The sequence below is a fragment of the Cupriavidus sp. GW823-FHT07B10 genome, from assembly GCF_058794355.1.
In genome coordinates this window covers 147,753-165,241 of the sequence record NZ_JBXAGS010000010.1, presented here as the reverse complement: position 1 = coordinate 165,241, position 17,489 = coordinate 147,753, and the positions used below count along the sequence as shown (strand labels likewise).

Annotated in this window: 17 protein-coding genes; 16 read left to right on the top strand and 1 reads right to left on the bottom strand. The window is 66.0% G+C overall.

Annotation, left to right across the window (positions count from 1 at the left end; genetic code table 11):
• Nucleotides 1–66: 66 nt before the first annotated feature.
• Nucleotides 67–885, bottom strand: coding sequence for a type I methionyl aminopeptidase (map, locus tag AC1Q6V_RS21305; RefSeq protein ID WP_010809602.1), 819 nt, complete (start codon nucleotides 883–885; stop codon nucleotides 67–69).
• A gap of 339 nt (nucleotides 886–1,224) precedes the next feature.
• Here map and rpsB point away from each other — a divergent pair, with 339 nt between their 5' ends.
• The 16 genes from rpsB (at nucleotide 1,225) to AC1Q6V_RS21225 (ending at nucleotide 17,449) form a co-directional block, all read left to right on the top strand.
• A complete protein-coding gene (gene rpsB, locus AC1Q6V_RS21300) occupies nucleotides 1,225–1,971 on the top strand; it encodes a 30S ribosomal protein S2 (RefSeq protein WP_010809601.1) in 747 nt (248 codons plus the stop codon).
• A 296-nt stretch (nucleotides 1,972–2,267) separates the two neighbouring features.
• Entirely contained in the window at nucleotides 2,268–3,146 is an 879-nt protein-coding gene (gene tsf / locus AC1Q6V_RS21295; RefSeq protein ID WP_010809600.1) for a translation elongation factor Ts, read from the top strand.
• Nucleotides 3,147–3,417: 271 nt separating this feature from the next.
• Nucleotides 3,418–4,128 carry a UMP kinase gene (gene pyrH, locus AC1Q6V_RS21290; RefSeq protein WP_010809599.1) on the top strand — a complete coding sequence of 237 codons (711 nt, stop codon included), beginning with the start codon at nucleotides 3,418–3,420 and terminating at the stop codon, nucleotides 4,126–4,128.
• 110 nt (nucleotides 4,129–4,238) lie between these two features.
• Complete coding sequence (frr, locus tag AC1Q6V_RS21285; RefSeq protein ID WP_010809598.1) at nucleotides 4,239–4,799, top strand: ribosome recycling factor; 561 nt, start codon at nucleotides 4,239–4,241, stop codon at nucleotides 4,797–4,799.
• A 44-nt stretch (nucleotides 4,800–4,843) separates the two neighbouring features.
• Nucleotides 4,844–5,614 (top strand): polyprenyl diphosphate synthase, encoded by a 771-nt coding sequence (gene uppS / locus AC1Q6V_RS21280; protein WP_011615471.1) that lies wholly within the window; start codon nucleotides 4,844–4,846, stop codon nucleotides 5,612–5,614.
• A 36-nt stretch (nucleotides 5,615–5,650) separates the two neighbouring features.
• Nucleotides 5,651–6,472: a phosphatidate cytidylyltransferase gene (locus AC1Q6V_RS21275; protein ID WP_010809596.1), complete on the top strand. Its 822-nt coding sequence runs from the start codon at nucleotides 5,651–5,653 to the stop codon at nucleotides 6,470–6,472.
• 11 nt (nucleotides 6,473–6,483) lie between these two features.
• A complete protein-coding gene (gene ispC / locus AC1Q6V_RS21270; protein WP_454751036.1) occupies nucleotides 6,484–7,665 on the top strand; it encodes a 1-deoxy-D-xylulose-5-phosphate reductoisomerase in 1,182 nt (393 codons plus the stop codon).
• Nucleotides 7,666–7,772: 107 nt separating this feature from the next.
• The gene (gene rseP / locus AC1Q6V_RS21265) at nucleotides 7,773–9,176 is read left to right on the top strand and encodes an RIP metalloprotease RseP (RefSeq protein ID WP_010809594.1); all 1,404 of its coding nucleotides are present in this window, start codon (nucleotides 7,773–7,775) and stop codon (nucleotides 9,174–9,176) included.
• Nucleotides 9,177–9,274: 98 nt separating this feature from the next.
• Nucleotides 9,275–11,608, top strand: coding sequence for an outer membrane protein assembly factor BamA (gene bamA / locus AC1Q6V_RS21260; RefSeq protein WP_231881344.1), 2,334 nt, complete (start codon nucleotides 9,275–9,277; stop codon nucleotides 11,606–11,608).
• Nucleotides 11,609–11,631: 23 nt separating this feature from the next.
• Entirely contained in the window at nucleotides 11,632–12,159 is a 528-nt protein-coding gene (locus AC1Q6V_RS21255; RefSeq protein ID WP_010809592.1) for an OmpH/Skp family outer membrane protein, read from the top strand.
• 53 nt (nucleotides 12,160–12,212) lie between these two features.
• Nucleotides 12,213–13,304 carry a UDP-3-O-(3-hydroxymyristoyl)glucosamine N-acyltransferase gene (gene lpxD, locus AC1Q6V_RS21250; RefSeq protein WP_010809591.1) on the top strand — a complete coding sequence of 364 codons (1,092 nt, stop codon included), beginning with the start codon at nucleotides 12,213–12,215 and terminating at the stop codon, nucleotides 13,302–13,304.
• 12 nt (nucleotides 13,305–13,316) lie between these two features.
• Complete coding sequence (gene fabZ, locus AC1Q6V_RS21245) at nucleotides 13,317–13,766, top strand: 3-hydroxyacyl-ACP dehydratase FabZ (protein ID WP_010809590.1); 450 nt, start codon at nucleotides 13,317–13,319, stop codon at nucleotides 13,764–13,766.
• A 134-nt stretch (nucleotides 13,767–13,900) separates the two neighbouring features.
• Nucleotides 13,901–14,704 (top strand): acyl-ACP--UDP-N-acetylglucosamine O-acyltransferase, encoded by an 804-nt coding sequence (lpxA, locus tag AC1Q6V_RS21240; protein ID WP_010809589.1) that lies wholly within the window; start codon nucleotides 13,901–13,903, stop codon nucleotides 14,702–14,704.
• Nucleotides 14,705–14,791: 87 nt separating this feature from the next.
• On the top strand, nucleotides 14,792–15,925 hold the full coding sequence (lpxB, locus tag AC1Q6V_RS21235) for a lipid-A-disaccharide synthase (protein ID WP_371258342.1): 1,134 nt from the start codon (nucleotides 14,792–14,794) through the stop codon (nucleotides 15,923–15,925).
• 29 nt (nucleotides 15,926–15,954) lie between these two features.
• Entirely contained in the window at nucleotides 15,955–16,641 is a 687-nt protein-coding gene (gene rnhB / locus AC1Q6V_RS21230; RefSeq protein ID WP_234788224.1) for a ribonuclease HII, read from the top strand.
• A gap of 25 nt (nucleotides 16,642–16,666) precedes the next feature.
• Nucleotides 16,667–17,449 (top strand): TrmH family RNA methyltransferase, encoded by a 783-nt coding sequence (locus AC1Q6V_RS21225; RefSeq protein WP_010809586.1) that lies wholly within the window; start codon nucleotides 16,667–16,669, stop codon nucleotides 17,447–17,449.
• Nucleotides 17,450–17,489 lie beyond the last annotated feature (40 nt).

Genomic DNA, 17,489 nt, shown 5'->3' with positions numbered 1-17,489 from the left:
CGGATGGGTGGGCACGGCTGGAAAAAGAAAGGCGCCCGGTCAGGCGCCCCTGGCTTCAGTGCGACCTCAGGCCGCGACGGAATCGGTGATAAAGGCCGGCGGCGCCGGGCTCCCGGCCGATACCGTGAGGACCTCGTAGCCGGTCTCCGTGACCAGCACGGTGTGCTCCCACTGCGCCGACAGGCTGCGGTCGCGGGTCTTGACCGTCCACTGGTCGGGCATGGTGCGGATATCGCGCTTGCCGGCGTTGATCATCGGCTCAATGGTGAAGATCATGCCGGCCTTGATCTCGGCGCCGGTGCCCGGGCGGCCGTAGTGCAGGATCTGCGGGTCTTCGTGGAAGTTCTTGCCGATGCCGTGGCCGCAGTACTCGCGCACCACGCTGTAGCCGGCGGCTTCGGCGTGTATCTGGATGGCGTGGCCGATGTCGCCCAGACGGGCGCCGTGGCGAACCTGCGCGATACCCTTCCACATGCATTCATAGGTCACCTGCGACAGGCGCTTGGCCAGGATCGAGCCCTCGCCGACGATGAACATGCGGCTGTTGTCGCCGTAGTAGCCTTCCTTGGTGATGACCGTGATGTCCAGGTTGATCGCGTCACCGTTCTTCAGCACGCGGTCGCCCGGAATGCCATGGCAGATCACGTCGTTGACCGAGGTGCAGATCGCGCCGGGGAAGGGCGGATAGCCGGGGGGGGCATAGTTCAGGCACGCCGACACAGTGCCTTGCACTTCACGCATGTAGGCGTGGCACAGGCGGTCGATCTCGCCGGTGGTGATACCTGGCTGAACGAAGGGCGTGATGTAGTCGAGGACCTCGGACCCAAGGCGGCAAGCCACGCGCATCTGGGCGATGTCTTCGGCGGTGTTCAGGTGAATGCTCATGCTGCGTCGCCAAAAAAGTGATGGCGAGGCCACTGGCCGCGCCGAAATCGAAAGGTCAATGTAGGATTATCGCACCATCGGGGCCAGATCGCAGCCTGTGCGCGCCGGTGCTGGGCGGAGTCCGCAGGGCGCCAGGAAGCCGGGCGGCTTGAGTGGGCCGCACTTTTGTTGCTACAATAGCGGGCTGACTTGGTTGCGGCGCAGCATTGCGTGCGCCAGGCCGGTATTTTGCAGGATTATTCCTGCTGTCGTTTGAAGAAATCGCTGGCCCGCCTATCCGGGGTGTTCCTTTTCAGGAATGTCGGGGCGGGCTTCAGACCTAACCCTCTGGAGTTTTACATGTCCGTTACCATGCGCGAAATGCTGGAAGCCGGTTGCCACTTCGGCCACCAGACCCGCTTCTGGAACCCGAAGATGGCCCCCTTCATCTTCGGTCATCGCAACAAGATCCACATCATCAACCTCGAAAAGACGTTGCCGATGTTCCAGGACGCAATGAAGTACGTGCGTCAGCTGGCAGCCAATCGCGGCACCATCCTTTTCGTGGGCACCAAGCGCCAGTCGCGCGAAATCCTGGCTGAAGAAGCTGGCCGTGCCGGCATGCCCTACGTCGACGCCCGCTGGCTCGGCGGCATGCTGACCAACTTCAAGACGGTCAAGACCTCGATCAAGCGCCTGAAGGATATGGAAGCCGCCAAGGAAGCCGGCGCGCTGGAAACCATGAGCAAGAAGGAAGCGCTGATGTTCGAGCGCGAGATGCTCAAGCTGGAAAAGTCGATCGGCGGCATCAAGGACATGGGCGGCGTTCCGGACGCGATCTTCGTGGTCGACGTCGGCTACCACAAGATTGCCGTGACCGAAGCCAACAAGCTGGGCGTGCCGGTGATCGGCGTGGTTGATACCAACCACTCGCCGGAAGGCATCGACTACGTGATCCCGGGCAACGACGACTCGAGCAAGGCCGTGGCCCTGTACGTGCGCGGCGTGGCCGACGCGATCCTGGAAGGCCGTGCCAACGCGGTGCAGGAAGTGGTTGAAGCCGCTCGCGGCGGCGACGACGAATTCGTCGAAGTGCAGGAAGGCTGATTGCCCGCCGCCTGATTGCCGGAAAGGAACCCGCTAGCGCGCATCGTCACCGCACGACAGACAAGCAACGCTTGCCGCCCGTCATCACGGGCTGCGCGCAAGGCGAAAGCCGGGGTACGCCGGCAGCCGGGCAAGAAGGGCAATTAAAAGGGGGCACATCTGGCGCCCCCTTTTTTTGAATTTGAATTGTTGTCATCCGCCGCAGGCAGTATCTGCCGCGGGTGTGCTGTAGACCCACCGACCGGGTGCCGCAGGCGACTGCCGGCAGCCGGCGTGAACCATTCAAGGAGTGACAAATGGCGGCAATTACCGCAAGCATGGTTGCAGAACTGCGCGCGAAGACCGACGCGCCGATGATGGAATGCAAGAAGGCCCTGACCGAGGCCGACGGCGACCTGGACAAGGCCGAAGAGCTGCTGCGCGTCAAGCTGGGCAACAAGGCCAGCAAGGCCGCCTCGCGCGTGACTGCCGAAGGCGTGGTCGCATCGTTCATCGACGGCACCACCGGCGTGCTGGTCGAACTGAACTGCGAGACCGATTTCGTCTCCAAGAATGACGACTTCCTGGCGTTCTCGGCCAAGGTCGCCGAACTGATCGCCAAGCAGAACCCGGCCGACGTGGCCGCCCTGTCGGCGCTGGAAATCGACGGCGTGAGCGTTGAAGCCACCCGCACGGCCCTGATCGGCAAGATCGGCGAGAACCTGACGATCCGCCGCTTTGCCCGCTACGCCAACGGCGGCAAGCTGGTTTCGTACCTGCACGGCACCCGCATCGGCGTGATGGTCGAGTTCGATGGCGACGAAGCCGCCGCCAAGGACGTGGCCATGCACGTGGCCGCCATGAAGCCGGTGTCGCTGTCGGCCGAGCAGGTCCCCGCCGACCTGATCGCCAAGGAGCGCAGCATTGCCGAGCAGAAGGCTGCCGAGTCGGGCAAGCCCGCCGAGATCGTCGCCAAGATGGTCGAGGGTTCGGTGCAGAAGTACCTGAAGGAAGTCTCGCTGTTCAACCAGCCGTTCGTGAAGAACGACAAGCAGACGGTTGAGCAGATGCTGAAGGCCGCCAACACGACCGTGAAGGGCTTCACCCTGTTCGTGGTGGGCGAAGGCATCGAGAAGAAGCAGGACGACTTCGCCGCTGAAGTGGCCGCCCAGGTGGCCGCTGCCCAGAAGGGCTGATGTCCGGGGCGCCGCGGACTGCCCGTTCGGGCTGGTCCGGGCGCCTATAATGCCGCAGGGGCGCCGTAAGGTGCCCCTCTGCATAAGTAGTGCGACGCTGCGCAGGCCGCGTTGCACCGCAGCAGCCAGTTTCCGTGGTGGTCCGGCAGTCCGGGGCACCCCGAAAACCGGCTTTCTTCCGCCGGCGGCACGAGGATCCGTGCCGCCGGTGCCAAAACATACGTCTCAAGATCGTCTCAACCGAGCGATTTGCTCCTGTCCGAGGGTGAACATGCCAGCCTACAAGCGCGTCCTTCTGAAACTGTCCGGTGAAGCCCTGATGGGCGACGATGCCTTCGGCATCAACCGCTCCACCATCGAGGCGATGGTGAACGACATTGCCGAGATCGTGAAGCTCGGCGTGCAGGTCGCGGTGGTCATCGGCGGCGGCAACATCTTCCGCGGCGTCGCCGGCGGCGCCGCCGGCATGGACCGCGCCACCGCGGACTACATGGGCATGCTGGCCACCATGATGAACGCACTGGCGCTGCAGGACGCGATGCGCCACGCCAATATCGAGGGCCGCGTGCAGTCCGCGCTGCGCATGGACCAGGTGGTCGAGCCCTATATCCGCCCGCGCGCGATCCGCCAGCTGGAAGAGGGCAAGGTGGTGATCTTCGCCGCCGGCACCGGCAACCCGTTCTTCACCACCGACACCGCCGCCGCGCTGCGTGGCTCGGAAATCGGTGCCGAGGTCGTGCTCAAGGCGACCAAGGTGGACGGCGTGTACACCGCCGACCCCAAGAAGGACCCGAGCGCGACGCGCTACACCACCATCAGCTTCGACGAGGCCATCTCGCGCAATCTGCAAGTGATGGACGCCACCGCCTTCGCCCTGTGCCGCGACCAGAAGCTGCCGATCAGGGTGTTCTCGATCGTCAAGCCGGGCGCGCTCAAGCGCATCATCCTGGGCGAGGACGAAGGTACGCTGGTGCACGTCTGAGGCAGGGCGCCAGACGCCGGGCTGCTGGCATCCGGCCGGGCAAAGGGTAGAATGATTCATTTTCGATCCCCGCCAGGGGGATCATGGTTGGCTGATTTCCGGAGGTAAAAATGAGCGTCGCCGACACAAAGAAGAGCGTCGAGCAGAAAATGCAGAAGTCGATCGAAGCCTTCAAGGCCGATTTGGCGAAGATCCGCACTGGCCGTGCCCATACCGGCCTGCTTGACCACGTTCAGGTGGACTACTACGGCTCGATGGTTCCCATCAGCCAGGTCGCGGCAGTCGGCCTGGCCGATGCGCGTACCATCACGGTGCAGCCTTGGGAAAAGAAGATGGTGGGCGCGGTCGAGAAGGCCATCCGCGACTGCGACCTGGGCCTGAACCCGGCCACCATGGGTGAAGTGATCCGCGTGCCGATGCCCGCACTGACCGAAGAGCGCCGCAAGGAGCTGACCAAGGTCGTCAAGGGCGAGGCCGAGGGCGCCAAGGTTGCCGTGCGCAACCTGCGCCGCGATGCCAACGAGCAGTTCAAGAAGCTGGTCAAGGACAAGACCATCTCCGAGGACGACGAGCGCCGCGGCCAGGACGAAGTGCAGAAGCTGACCGACAAGTACGTGGCCGAGATCGACAAGATGGTCGCCGAGAAAGAGAAGGAGATCATGACGGTCTGACCCCGTCCCGGCATGGCCGGGGCAGTCAACGACCGTCTGCCATCATGCAGCACATCAGTTCAACGCTCGACGTACCCGATACCTCCTACGTCCCCCGTCACGTTGCCATCATCATGGACGGCAACGGCCGCTGGGCGACCCAGCGGCACCTGCCGCGCGTTGCCGGGCACACCCGGGGGCTGGACGCGGTGCGCGCGGTGGTGGAAGCCAGCGCCGCCCGCGGCGTGCAGTTCCTGACGCTGTTCGCCTTCAGTTCCGAGAACTGGCGGCGCCCGGCGGACGAGGTCTCGTTCCTGATGCGGCTGTTCATGATGGCCCTGCGGCGCGAAGTGGTGAAGATGCACGCCAACAACATCCGGCTGCGGGTGGTGGGCGACCTGGCCCGCTTCAGCCCCCGCATCCAGCAGCTGATCCGCGATGCCGAGGCGCGCACGGCCGGCAACACCGGCCTGACCGTGACCATCGCCGCCAACTACGGCGGCCGCTGGGACCTGCTGCAGGCCATGCGCAAGATGCTGGCGCGCTCGCCCATGCTCGACCCGGCCTCGATCGACGAATCGGTGCTGGCGCCGCACCTGGCGATGGCCTATGCGCCGGAGCCGGATCTGTTCATCCGCACCGGCGGCGAACAGCGCATCAGCAACTTCCTGCTGTGGCAGCTGGCGTATTCCGAGCTGTATTTCACCGACGTTTTCTGGCCCGATTTCGACGCCGCGGAACTGGACAAGGCCTTCGCCTCGTACCGCCAGCGCGAACGCCGTTTCGGCCGCACCAGCGCACAGCTGGTCGCCCCGGGACTATCGGGTACGGCCTGAGCCTGGCTACTCCAACCACTCACGGGACTGCAGCGCATGCTCCTCACCCGCGTCATCACCGCCCTGTGCCTGTTGCTGCTGATCCTGCCAATCCTGTTCCTGGCGCCGCCCGCGGCACTGGCCGGGCTGGTGGCCGTGATCGTGCTGCTGGCCGGCTGGGAATTCGGCCGCCTGATCGGGCTGCGCGGGCCGTGGCCCTATGTCTATGCGCTGGCATGCCTGATCGCGGCCATTGCCTGGCATGACCTGCCGCTGCGCCACGCCACCACCTGGCTGCTCGAAGCCGCGGTAGTGTGCTGGGGCATCGCAGTGGTGCTGCTGGCGCGCGGCGTGCGGTCCGCGACGCCGTCGTTCACCGCCCTGGGCGCGGTGCTGGGGCTGGTGATGCTGCCCGCCTTCGCCCATGCCACCATGATCCTGCGCGGCGCCGGCATCGGCGTGCTGCTGACCGCGGCCGTGCTGGTGTGGGCGGCCGATATCGGCGCGTATTTCACCGGCAAGGCCATCGGCCGGCGCAAGCTTGCGCCTGGCATCAGCCCGGGCAAGTCCTGGGAAGGCGCCATCGGCGGCTGGCTGCTGGCGCTGGTGATCGGCCTGGCGCTCGCCGCCAGCCATGCCTTTGCACCGACCTGGTTCTCCGCGATGGGCGACCGCGGCGGGCTGGCCTACGTGGCGGTGCTGACCACGCTGCTGGTCGCCGCGAGCGTGGTCGGCGACCTGTTCGAATCGCTGCTCAAGCGCCAGGTCGGCAAGAAGGACAGCAGCCGGCTGCTGCCCGGCCATGGCGGCGTGCTGGACCGCATCGACGCCTTGCTGCCAGTGTTCCCGCTGGCGGCCCTGATGCTGATTTTTCTCTGAAGCCGTCTGCTATGCATCGCATTACCATCCTGGGCGCCACCGGCTCCATTGGCGAAAGCACGCTCGACGTCGTCAGGCGCCATGCCGACCGCTATGTGGTGCATGCACTGACCGCCCACCGGCAGGTGCGCAAGCTGGCTGACCAGTGCGTTGAATTCCGCCCGGCCCGCGCCGTGGTGGGGACCGCCGAGGCAGCGCTCGAACTGGAAACCCTGCTGCGCGATGCCGGCGTGAAGACCGAGGTCAGCCACGGCGAAGCCGCGCTGGAATCCGTGGCCGCCGATGCGCAGACCGATTCGGTGATGGCCGCCATCGTCGGCGCCGCCGGCCTGCGCCCGACGCTGGCGGCAGCACGTGCCGGCAAGCGCGTGCTGCTGGCCAACAAGGAAGCGCTGGTGATGTCCGGGCGCATCTTCATGGATGCGGTGCGCGAGCACGGCGCCACCTTGCTGCCGATCGACAGCGAGCACAACGCCATCTTCCAGTGCCTGCCGGCCGACGATCCGCGCTACGGCCGGGGCGTTGCCAGGGTGCTGCTGACCGCGTCGGGCGGGCCGTTCCGCACGCGCGACCCGGCCACGCTGCACGATATCTCCCCCGACCAGGCCTGCGCCCATCCCAACTGGGTCATGGGCCGCAAGATCTCGGTCGATTCCGCCACCATGATGAACAAGGGCCTCGAAGTCATCGAGGCGCACTGGCTGTTCGGTGCCCCCGCCGAGCGCATCGAGGTACTGATCCATCCGCAGAGCATCGTGCATTCGATGGTGGCCTACACCGACGGCTCGGTGCTGGCGCAACTGGGCAACCCGGACATGCGCACGCCGATCGCCTATGGCCTGGCGTATCCGGAGCGGATCGATGCGGGGGTCACGCCGCTGGACCTGACCGTGGCTGGGGGCTTGCATTTCGAGAAGCCGGACCTGGTGCGCTTCCCGTGCCTGGGCCTGGCCTTCGATGCACTGCGCGCCGGCGGTGTGGCGCCGGCGGCCCTCAATGCAGCCAACGAGGTGGCGGTCGAGGCATTCCTGGGCGGTACAGTGCGCTTCACGGACATTGCCGGTATCGTCCGGCAGGTGCTTGAGGCGACACCCCAGGGGTCTGCCGATACGCTCGAAGCGGTGCTGTCAGCCGACGCGCTGGCGCGCGAGGCGGCACGCGAGGGCGTGGCCGCCCTGGCTGCAAAGCGCTGATCCGGCGGGGCGGCTTGCCGCATCTGCGACAATAGCGGCTGCGGCGGCCCCGGATCCCCCGGGGCCCGGCGCGCCAGTCCTGCCATCGTTACCGACGTCCCGACTCCATGCAAACCGTACTCGCTTTCATCGTTGCCCTGTGCGTGCTGATCTATGTGCACGAAATGGGGCACTACCTCGCCGCGCGCGCCTGCGGCGTGAAGGTGCTGCGTTTCTCGATCGGCTTCGGGCGGCCCTTGCTGCGCTGGATCTCGAAAAGCCGCGACCGGACCGAATGGACGGTGGCGGCGATCCCGCTGGGCGGTTATGTCAAGATGCTGGACGAGCGCGAGGTCGACCCCGAGCGCGACACGCCGATCGACCCGGCCGACCTGCCGCGGGCTTTCAACCGCCAGCCGGTCGGCAAGCGCTTCGTGATCGTGGCGGCCGGCCCGCTGGCCAATTTTGCACTGGCAATCGTGCTGTATTTCGCGCTCTTTGCCGGCGGCATGCGCGAGCCCGTGCCGGTGGTGGCGGCGCCCGCGGCCGGCACCATGGCGGCGCAGGCCGGCGTGCGCGAAGGCGACCGGGTGCTGTCGCTGACCGCCAATGACCATACCGAAGCAGTGCGATCCTGGAATGACCTGCGCATGGCCGTATTCGCCGAGGGCTTTGGCGATGCGCGCGCCGTGCTGCGCGTGCGCGGCGCCGACGGGGCCGAGCGCGACGTAACGCTGCCGCGCCTGCCCAATACCGGCGGCAATCCCGAGCAGGATCCGCTGGCCACGCTGGGCCTGAACCTGAAGGGCGGGCCGGTGACGATTACCGAGGTGCTGCCGGACTCGGCCGCCGAGCGCGCCGGACTGAAAAAGGACGACCGCATCGTTGCCTGGCAGGGCAGCCCGCTCACGCAGGCCAGCGCGCTGATCAAGGCGGTGCGCAGCCAGCCCGGCCAGACCGTGACACTGGGCATCGAGCGCGACGGCAAGCGCCTGGACGTGCCGGTGACGCTAGACACCGCCGTGGCGCGCGATGGCGCCAAGGACGCGAGTGGCGCCACCGCGGCGCCGGCGGGCAAGCTCGGCGCGGCGCTCAGCCAGGCGGTGCAGATGGAAACCGTGCGCTACCGGCCGGACCAGGCGCTGGCGCGCGCGGCCGGCCAGGTCTGGGACACCAGCGCGCTCTCGCTCAAGCTGCTGGGCAAGATGCTGGTGGGGCAGGCTTCGCTGCAGAACCTGAGCGGTCCGCTGACCGTGGCGGACTACGCGGGGCGTGCCGCGAACCTTGGCCTGCAGGCCTTTGTCAGCTTCCTGGCACTGGTCAGCGTAAGCCTTGGCGTACTCAATTTGTTACCCATTCCGGTTCTGGATGGGGGGCATTTGCTGTATTATTGCGTGGAATTTTTGACTGGCCGGCCCGTCCCAGACCACTGGCAGGCAATGCTGCAGAAGGTTGGCATCGCCTGCATCTTGCTCCTGACTTCGCTCGCTTTGTTCAATGACGTCAGCCGAATGTTTCTGGCGAACGGCTAGAAACGTGTGTCGGCAAGGGGGCGGTGGTGTCGTCGGGCACCGTCGCCAGGGACGGCATTTGCCAGGCGCAGTCCGAAGGCATCGGAGCGCAATCCTGGATGGAATCAAAGAGGGGATCAACATTGATCAGACATAAGCGCATTTCGCTGGGCTTGCTGGCGAGTGCCGTTATTGCAGCCTGGAGCCCGGCGGGCTGGGCTGCCGATCCGTTCGTCGTCAGGGACATCCGCGTTGAGGGCCTGCAACGCGTCGAGCCGGGTACCGTGTTTGGCTACCTGCCAGTGCGCGTCGGTGAGACCTTCACCGATGACAAGGGCGCCGACGCCATCCGTGCCCTCTACAATACCGGCTTCTTCAAGGACGTGCAGATCCGCGCCGAGGAAGGCGTGCTGGTGGTCCAGGTCGAAGAGCGGCCGGCGATCTCGCAGCTCGAATTCGTCGGCATCAAGGAATTCGACAAGGACACGCTGCGCCGTTCGCTGCGTGCCGTTGGCGTGGCCGAAGCCCGTTACTACGACAAGGCACTGATCGACAAGGCCGAGCAGGAGCTCAAGCGCCAGTACGTCGCGCGCGGCTACTATGCCGCCGACGTGCAGACCACGATCACGCCGGTGGACCGCAACCGTGTCTCGGTCGTGTTCAACGTGGATGAAGGCCCGGTCGCCAAGATCCGCCAGATCAATATCGTCGGCAACAAGGCTTTCAAGGAAGGCACGCTGCGCGACGAGATGCAGCTGTCCACGCCGAACTGGCTGTCCTGGTACACCAAGAACGACCTGTATTCCAAGCAGAAGCTGACCGCCGACCTGGAAGCGCTGCGCTCGTTCTACCTGAACCGCGGCTACCTGGAGTTCGCGATCGAGTCGACCCAGGTGTCGATCACGCCGGACAAGAAGGACATCTTCCTGACGCTGAACATCAAGGAAGGCGACCAGTACAAGGTGTCCGACGTGCGCCTGGCGGGCGAGCTGCTCGGCAAGCAGGAGGAAATGGAAAAACTGCTGCAGCTGAAGAAGGGCGATATTTTCTCGTCCGAGAAGCTGACGCAGAGCACCAAGGCCATCACCGACCTGCTGGGCACCTACGGCTACGCGTTCACCACCATCAACCCGCAGCCGCAGATCGACAAGGAAAAGCGTGAAGTCGCGCTGACCCTGATGGTCGACCCGGGCCGCCGCGTCTACGTGCGCCGCGTCAACGTGGTGGGCAACAGCAAGACCCGCGACGAAGTGGTGCGCCGCGAGATGCGCCAGATGGAAAGCTCGTGGTTCGACAGCGAGAAGCTCACGCAGTCGCAAGCCCGTATCAACCGTACCGGCTACTTCACCGACACCAACATCACCACCGAGGACGTGCCGGGCGCGCCCGACCAGGTCGATGTGAACGTCAACGTGACTGAAAAGCCGACCGGCCAGATCAGCCTGGGCGTGGGCTTCTCGTCCACCGACAAGCTGGTGCTGCAGGCCGGCCTGCGCCAGGACAACGTGTTTGGCTCCGGCACCAGCCTGGGCCTGGACGTGAACACGGCCAAGTCGTTCCGTACCATCGCGCTGACGCAGTACGACCCGTATTTCACGGTGGACGGCATCAGCCGCTCGACCGACATTTACTACCGTACTTCGCGCCCGCTGTACTACACCGGCGACCAGGACTACAAGATCGTGTCCGCCGGTGGTGGCTTCAAGTTCGGCGTGCCGTTCTCGGAAGTCGATACGGTGTTCTTCGGCATCGGCTATGAACGGACCCAGGTGTATACCTCGGTCAACACGCCGAGCCAGTACACCGACTGGCTGAACAAGATCGGCAAGAGTTCCGGCGACGGCATCAACAACTTCCCGTTCACCATCGGCTGGGCACGTGACCGCCGCGACAGCGCGCTGGTGCCGACCAAGGGCCCGTACACCCAGGCCAACCTGGAAGTCGGGCTGCCGGGCGGCGATACGCAGTACTACCGCGCCAGCGTGCAGCAGCAGTACTTCTATCCGATCTCGAAGTCCTTCACGCTGGCACTGAACGGCGAAGTCGCGTACGGCCACGGCTATGGCAACACGCCGTTCCCGGTGTTCAAGTACTTCTACGCCGGTGGTATCGGCTCGGTGCGTGGCTACCAGACCAGCACGCTGGGCCCGAAGGACCAGAATGGCAACCCGGTGGGCGGTGCCTCGAAGATGATCGGCAACGTCGAGTTCATCTTCCCGCTGCCGGGCTCGGGCGTGGACCGCACGCTGCGCCTGTTCACGTTCTTTGACTTCGGTAATGTCTACCAGGAAGGTCAGCCGCTGAGCTTCAGCGAGCTGAAGTACTCGACTGGCTTTGGCATGTCGTGGTTGTCGCCGATTGGCCCGCTGAAGATCAGCATGGGCTTCCCGCTCAATCGCGACACCAATGACAAGGTCCAGCGCTTCCAGTTCCAGATCGGCACGGCATTCTGATTCTGATAAAGGATCTGTTTCAAATGATTACAACATCCAAACTGGTCAAATCCCTGGGCGCCGCCGCGCTCGCCACCGCTGCCATCTGCGCCGCGGTGCCGGCCTCGGCCCAGGAGGCGCGCATTGCCGCCGTGAACTCCGAACGCATCCTGCGCGACTCGCAGCCGGCCAAGGCTGCCCAGGTCAAGCTGGAGCAGGAATTCTCCAAGCGCGACCGCGAGCTGCAGGACATGGCCCAGAAGATCAAGGGCATGGCCGACAAGCTCGACAAGGACACGGCCGTGCTGGCCGACTCCGACCGCCAGCGCCGCCAGCGCGAAGTGGCCGACCTTGACCGCGAGTTCCAGCGCAAGCAGCGCGAGTTCCGCGAGGACCTGAACCAGCGCCGCAATGAAGAACTGGCACAGGTGCTGGAGCGCGCCAACCGCGTGATCCGCCAGCTGGCCGAGCAGCGCAAGTACGACCTGATCGTGCAGGAAGCGGTATACGTGAACCCGCGCATCGACATCACCGACGACGTGATGAAGGCGCTGAACGCCGGCGCCCGCTAAGCCGCACCGGTCCTCACGTTCCTTCGTCTTTCGTTTTTTTAGGAAGTACCGCCATGCAGACACCCACACTGGGTCAGCTCGCCACCGAGAACGGCGCGCAGGTTGTGGGTGACCCCGACCTGGCGATCGTCGGCCTGGCTCCCCTGGACCAGGCCGGACCGGGCGAGCTCTCGTTCCTGTCCAATCCGCTCTACCTGCAGCAGGCGCTGGATTCGCAGGCCGGCGCCGTGATTGTCTCGGCAGCCGACCTCGAGCGCGTTCGCGCCGAGGGCAGGGCCGACGGCCGCAACTGGCTGGTGGCGCGCAATCCCTACGTATGCTTTGCCCGCGTGGCGCAGCGTTTTGACCGCGCGGCCAACACCGATACCCGCACCGGCATCGATCCGCGCGCGACCGTGGCGCCTGACGCGGTGGTGCCGGCTTCGTGCTACATCGGCCCCAACGTGGTCATCGAGCGCGGTGCGCGCCTGGGCGAGCGGGTGCGCATCCTGGCCAACGGCTATGTCGGCGCGCAGGCAGAGATCGGCGACGATTCGCTGCTCTATGCCAACGTTTCGGTCTACCACGATTGCGTGGTCGGCGCCCGCGCCATCCTGCACAGCGGCGTGGTGATCGGCGCGGACGGCTTTGGCTTTGCGCCGGACATCGGCGCAACCGGCGTGGAATACGTAAAGATCCCGCAAACGGGACGCGCGGTGCTGGGCAATGACGTGGAGGTCGGCGCCAATACGGCAATCGACCGCGGCGCCATGGCCGACACCGTGATCGAGGACGGCTGCAAGATCGACAACCAGGTCCAGATCGCGCATAACGTGCGTGTCGGCGCCCATACGGTCATCGCCGGCTGCGCCGCGGTATCAGGCAGCACGCGCATCGGGCGCTTCTGCGTGATCGGCGGAGCGGCCAATTTTTCCGGCCACCTGAATATTGCCGACCGCACCACGGTGTCGGGCGGCACCTCGATCACCAAATCCATTACCAAGCCCGGGGGGCATTTCACCAGCGTCTTCCCGTTCCTGCCGCACGGCGAGTGGGAGCGCAATGCAGCCATCGTGCGCGGCCTGACCAGGCTGCGCGAACGGGTGGTGGCGCTGGAACGCCGCCTGCGCGGCCAGGCCGCCGGGTCCCAACCCTCACAAGACTAAAGAGAAATCATCATGAGCGCGGCCGAAATCGATATCCGCAAGATCCTCAAACTGCTGCCGCACCGGTACCCGTTCCTGCTGGTGGACCGTGTGCTGGAGTTCGAGGCGCAGAAGCGGATCAAGACGCTGAAGAATGTCACCATCAACGAACCGTACTTCCAGGGCCATTTCCCGGAACAGCCGGTGATGCCGGGCGTGATGATCCTGGAAGCGCTGGCGCAGTCGGCCGGCCTGCTGACCTTCGGCGCCGACATGGAGCGCAAGGAAGGCGCGCTGTACTACTTTGTCGGCATCGACGGGGCCCGCTTCAAGCAGGTGGTGTACCCGGGCGACCAGCTGCACATGAACGTGACAGTCGAACGCTATATCCGCGGCATCTGGAAGTTCAAGGCGTTCGCCACGGTGGACGACAAGGTGGCCTGCGAGGCGGAGCTGATGTGCACCGTGAAGCAGGCCGAGTGAGGCCGCGCGCGGCCGGCGGCAGCGCCGCCGGCTGACTGCCGTGCCCCCGTGCAGCGGGGGCAAGCGGCCCGGACGGGAACCTTTGCCGCGCGCATTGGCCCATCCTTCACCAGACACACCACAGGACAGGACGTATGACGCAAATCCACCCCACCGCGCTGGTCGACCCGAAAGCAGAGCTGGCATCCGACGTGACCGTCGGCCCGTTCTCCATCGTCGGCCCCAACGTGCGGATCGGTAGCGGCACCCGGGTCGGCTCGCATACGACGGTCGAGGGTTACACCACGATCGGCGAGGGCAACACGATCGGTCCTTATGCATCGGTCGGCGGCGTGCCGCAGGACATGAAGTACCGCAACGAGCCGACCCGGCTCGAGATCGGCGACCGCAACACCATCCGCGAATTCACCACGATCCACACCGGCACGGTGCAGGACCGCGGCCTGACCAGCCTCGGCAACGACAACTGGATCATGGCCTACGTGCATATCGCGCATGACTGCACGGTCGGCAACCACACCGTGTTTTCCAGCAACGCGCAGATCGCCGGCCACGTTGAAGTGGGCGACTGGGCGATCCTGGGCGGCATGAGCGGCGTGCACCAGTTCGTGCGCATCGGCGCCCATGCGATGCTGGGCGGCGCCTCGGCGCTGGTGCAGGACGTGCCGCCGTTCGTGATCGCCGCGAGCGACAAGAGCGGCAACAAGGCTACGCCGCACGGCGTCAACGTCGAGGGGCTGCGCCGCCGCGGCTTCGACGCGGGCCAGATCGCCGCGCTGCGCCAGGCCTACAAGCTGCTTTACAAGTCCGACCTCAGCTTCGATGAGGCGCGCAATGAGATCACCGCCTTGCTGGGCCAATCCGATGCCGGCACTGCGGCGCCGCTGCGCGCGTTCGTCGACTTCCTTGCCGCCACCCAGCGCGGCATCGTACGCTGAGACCGGACCGCAATGGTCGACGCCGCAATTCGGGGTGGCTTGTCCACAGGCAACGGTAGCGCCGCGGGCAAGCGCGGCACCATCGCCATGGTGGCCGGCGAGGCCTCGGGCGACCTGCTGGCATCGTTGATGATGGGCGGGCTGCAGTCCCGCCTGGGCGATACGGTCGAGTACGCCGGCATCGGCGGCAAGCGCATGATGGCGCAGGGCTTCACCTCGCGCTGGCCGATGGAAACACTGTCGGTCAACGGCTATGTCGAGGTCTTGGGCTCGCTGCGCGAGATCCTGGCCACGCGGCGCGCGGTGCGCGACTGGCTGCTGGCCAATCCGCCGCAATGCTTTATCGGGGTTGACGCCCCGGACTTCAATTTCGGCCTGGAAGTGCCGCTGCGCCGTGCCGGCATCCCGGTGGTGCATTTTGTCAGCCCGTCGATCTGGGCCTGGCGCGGCGGGCGCATCCGCACCATCGCGCGCGCGGTGGACCACATCCTGTGCCTGTTCCCGTTCGAGCCGGAGATCTACGCCAAGGCCGGAATCCCGGCCACCTACGTGGGCCATCCGCTGGCTGACGTGATCCCGATGGTGCCCGACGTCGCCGGCGCGCGCGCCGAACTCGGCCTGCCGGCCGGGCACCGCATCGTCGCCGTGCTGCCGGGCAGCCGCCAGTCCGAAGTGCGCAACCTCGGCGCCACCTTCTTTGCCGCCATGGCTCGCATGCAGCGCATGGACCCGAACCTGGCGTTCGTGCTGCCGGTGGCGAGCGCGCAGCTGCGCGGCATCGTCGAGGAACTGCACGCGCAGTATCCAGAACTGCGCCTGACCATCGTCGACGGCAAGTCGCACCAGGCGATGGAGGCGGCCGACGTGGTGCTGCTGGCCAGCGGCACCGCCACGCTGGAAGCGGCGCTGTACAAGAAGCCCATGGTGATCTCGTACAAGGTGCCCTGGCTGACCGCGCAGATCATGAAGCGGCAGGGTTACCTCCCGTACGTGGGATTGCCTAATATCCTTTCAGGGCGCTTCGTCGTGCCGGAACTGCTGCAGGACGATGCCACGCCCGAGGCGCTGGCCCGCGAAACGCTGCTGCAGCTCAACGACGAGGGCAACACCGCCTTCCTCTACGAGCATTTCACCCGCATGCACGAGACGCTGAAGTGCAATACCGCGCAACTGGCCGCCGATGTAGTGGTGGATCTGATGCACAGCCGGGGGACCGTCTGATGGCGCGCCGCAATGCCGCTTCTCCCCAGATGGGCCTCGATCTCGCCCCGGCCGCTGCCGCCGTGCAGCGCCTGTGCGGCGTTGACGAAGCGGGCCGCGGCCCGCTGGCCGGGCCGGTCTATGCCGCCGCGGTGATACTGGACCCGAAGCGTCCGATTCGCGGGTTGGCCGACTCCAAGATCCTGACTGCCGCCAAGCGCGAGCAGCTCTACGAAAAGATCTGCGAACGCGCGCTGGGCTGGCATATCGCCTTTGCCACGGTCGAGGAGATCGATACGCTCAACATCCTGCACGCGAGCATGCTGGCAATGCAGCGTGCCGTGCAGGGGCTGGCCGCCAGCGGCATCGTGCCGGATCTGGTGCAGGTCGATGGCAATCGTTGCCCGCAGGTGCCGTTCCCGGTGGAAGCCATTGTCCAGGGCGATGCGCTGGTCAAGGCGATCTCGGCCGCGTCGATCCTGGCCAAGGTGGCGCGCGACCGCGAGCTGAGAGTGCTGCACGAGCGCTATCCGCAGTACGGCTTCGATTCGCACGTCGGCTATGGCACGCCGCAGCATCTGGCTGCGCTGGCTGAGTTCGGCGCCACGCCGCACCACCGCCGTTCGTTTGCGCCGGTGCGCGAGGCGCTGGCCCGGCTGCCCATGTTCACCGCCATGCCCGCCACCGCGGAAGTCATCGAGCCTGTCGCGACGGTATCCGTCACGGCCGCGCAGTGAAGGGCACCCAGACCATCTCCGCATCGTGAAGCACGTCACCTCGCGCGACAACGCGCTGTTCAAGCATCTGAAGGCCCTGGCCACTTCCACGCACCAGCGCCGCAAGGCAGGGCAGTCGCTGCTCGACGGCGTCCACCTGGCGCAGGCCTATGTGGCCGCGCGCGGCCAGCCCGTCACCTGCGTGGTGTCGGAACGGCACTACGACCATGCCGAGGTGGCGCCGGTGCTGGCGCTGATCGAGGCCGAGCGCGTGGTGGTGCTGGCCGATGCACTGTTCACGCAGATCAGTGGCGTGGTCAATGGCATCGACCTGATGCTGGTGATCGAGACGCCGGTCGGCCACCTGCCGGCGCGAATCGAACAAGACTGCATCATCCTGGACGGGGTGCAGGATGCCGGCAATGTCGGCTCAATCCTGCGCAGCGCCGCCGCCGCCGGCATCCAGCATGCCTTCCTTGCCACCGGCTGTGCCTTTGCCTGGTCGGTCAAGACGCTGCGTGCCGGCATGGGTGCCAACTTTCACCTGAATATCGTCGAGCACTGCACGCTTGAGTCGCTGGCGCCGCGCCTCGCGGTACCGCTGCTGGCGACTTCGTCGCACGCCGATGCCGCGGTATTCGATACCGATCTGCGCGGGCCGGTGGCCTGGGTGGTTGGCAACGAGGGGGCAGGGGTCAGCGACGGCTGGATGGCGCATGTCACGCGCAAGGTGGGCATCCCGCAACCGGGCGGGCTGGAATCACTGAATGTCGCGGCGGCGACCGCCATCTGCCTGTTCGAGGCAGTGCGCCAGCGGCGCGCCGCCTGAGGCTGCGCCGGCAGCGCAAGAAAAAAAGCGGCCTGAATGG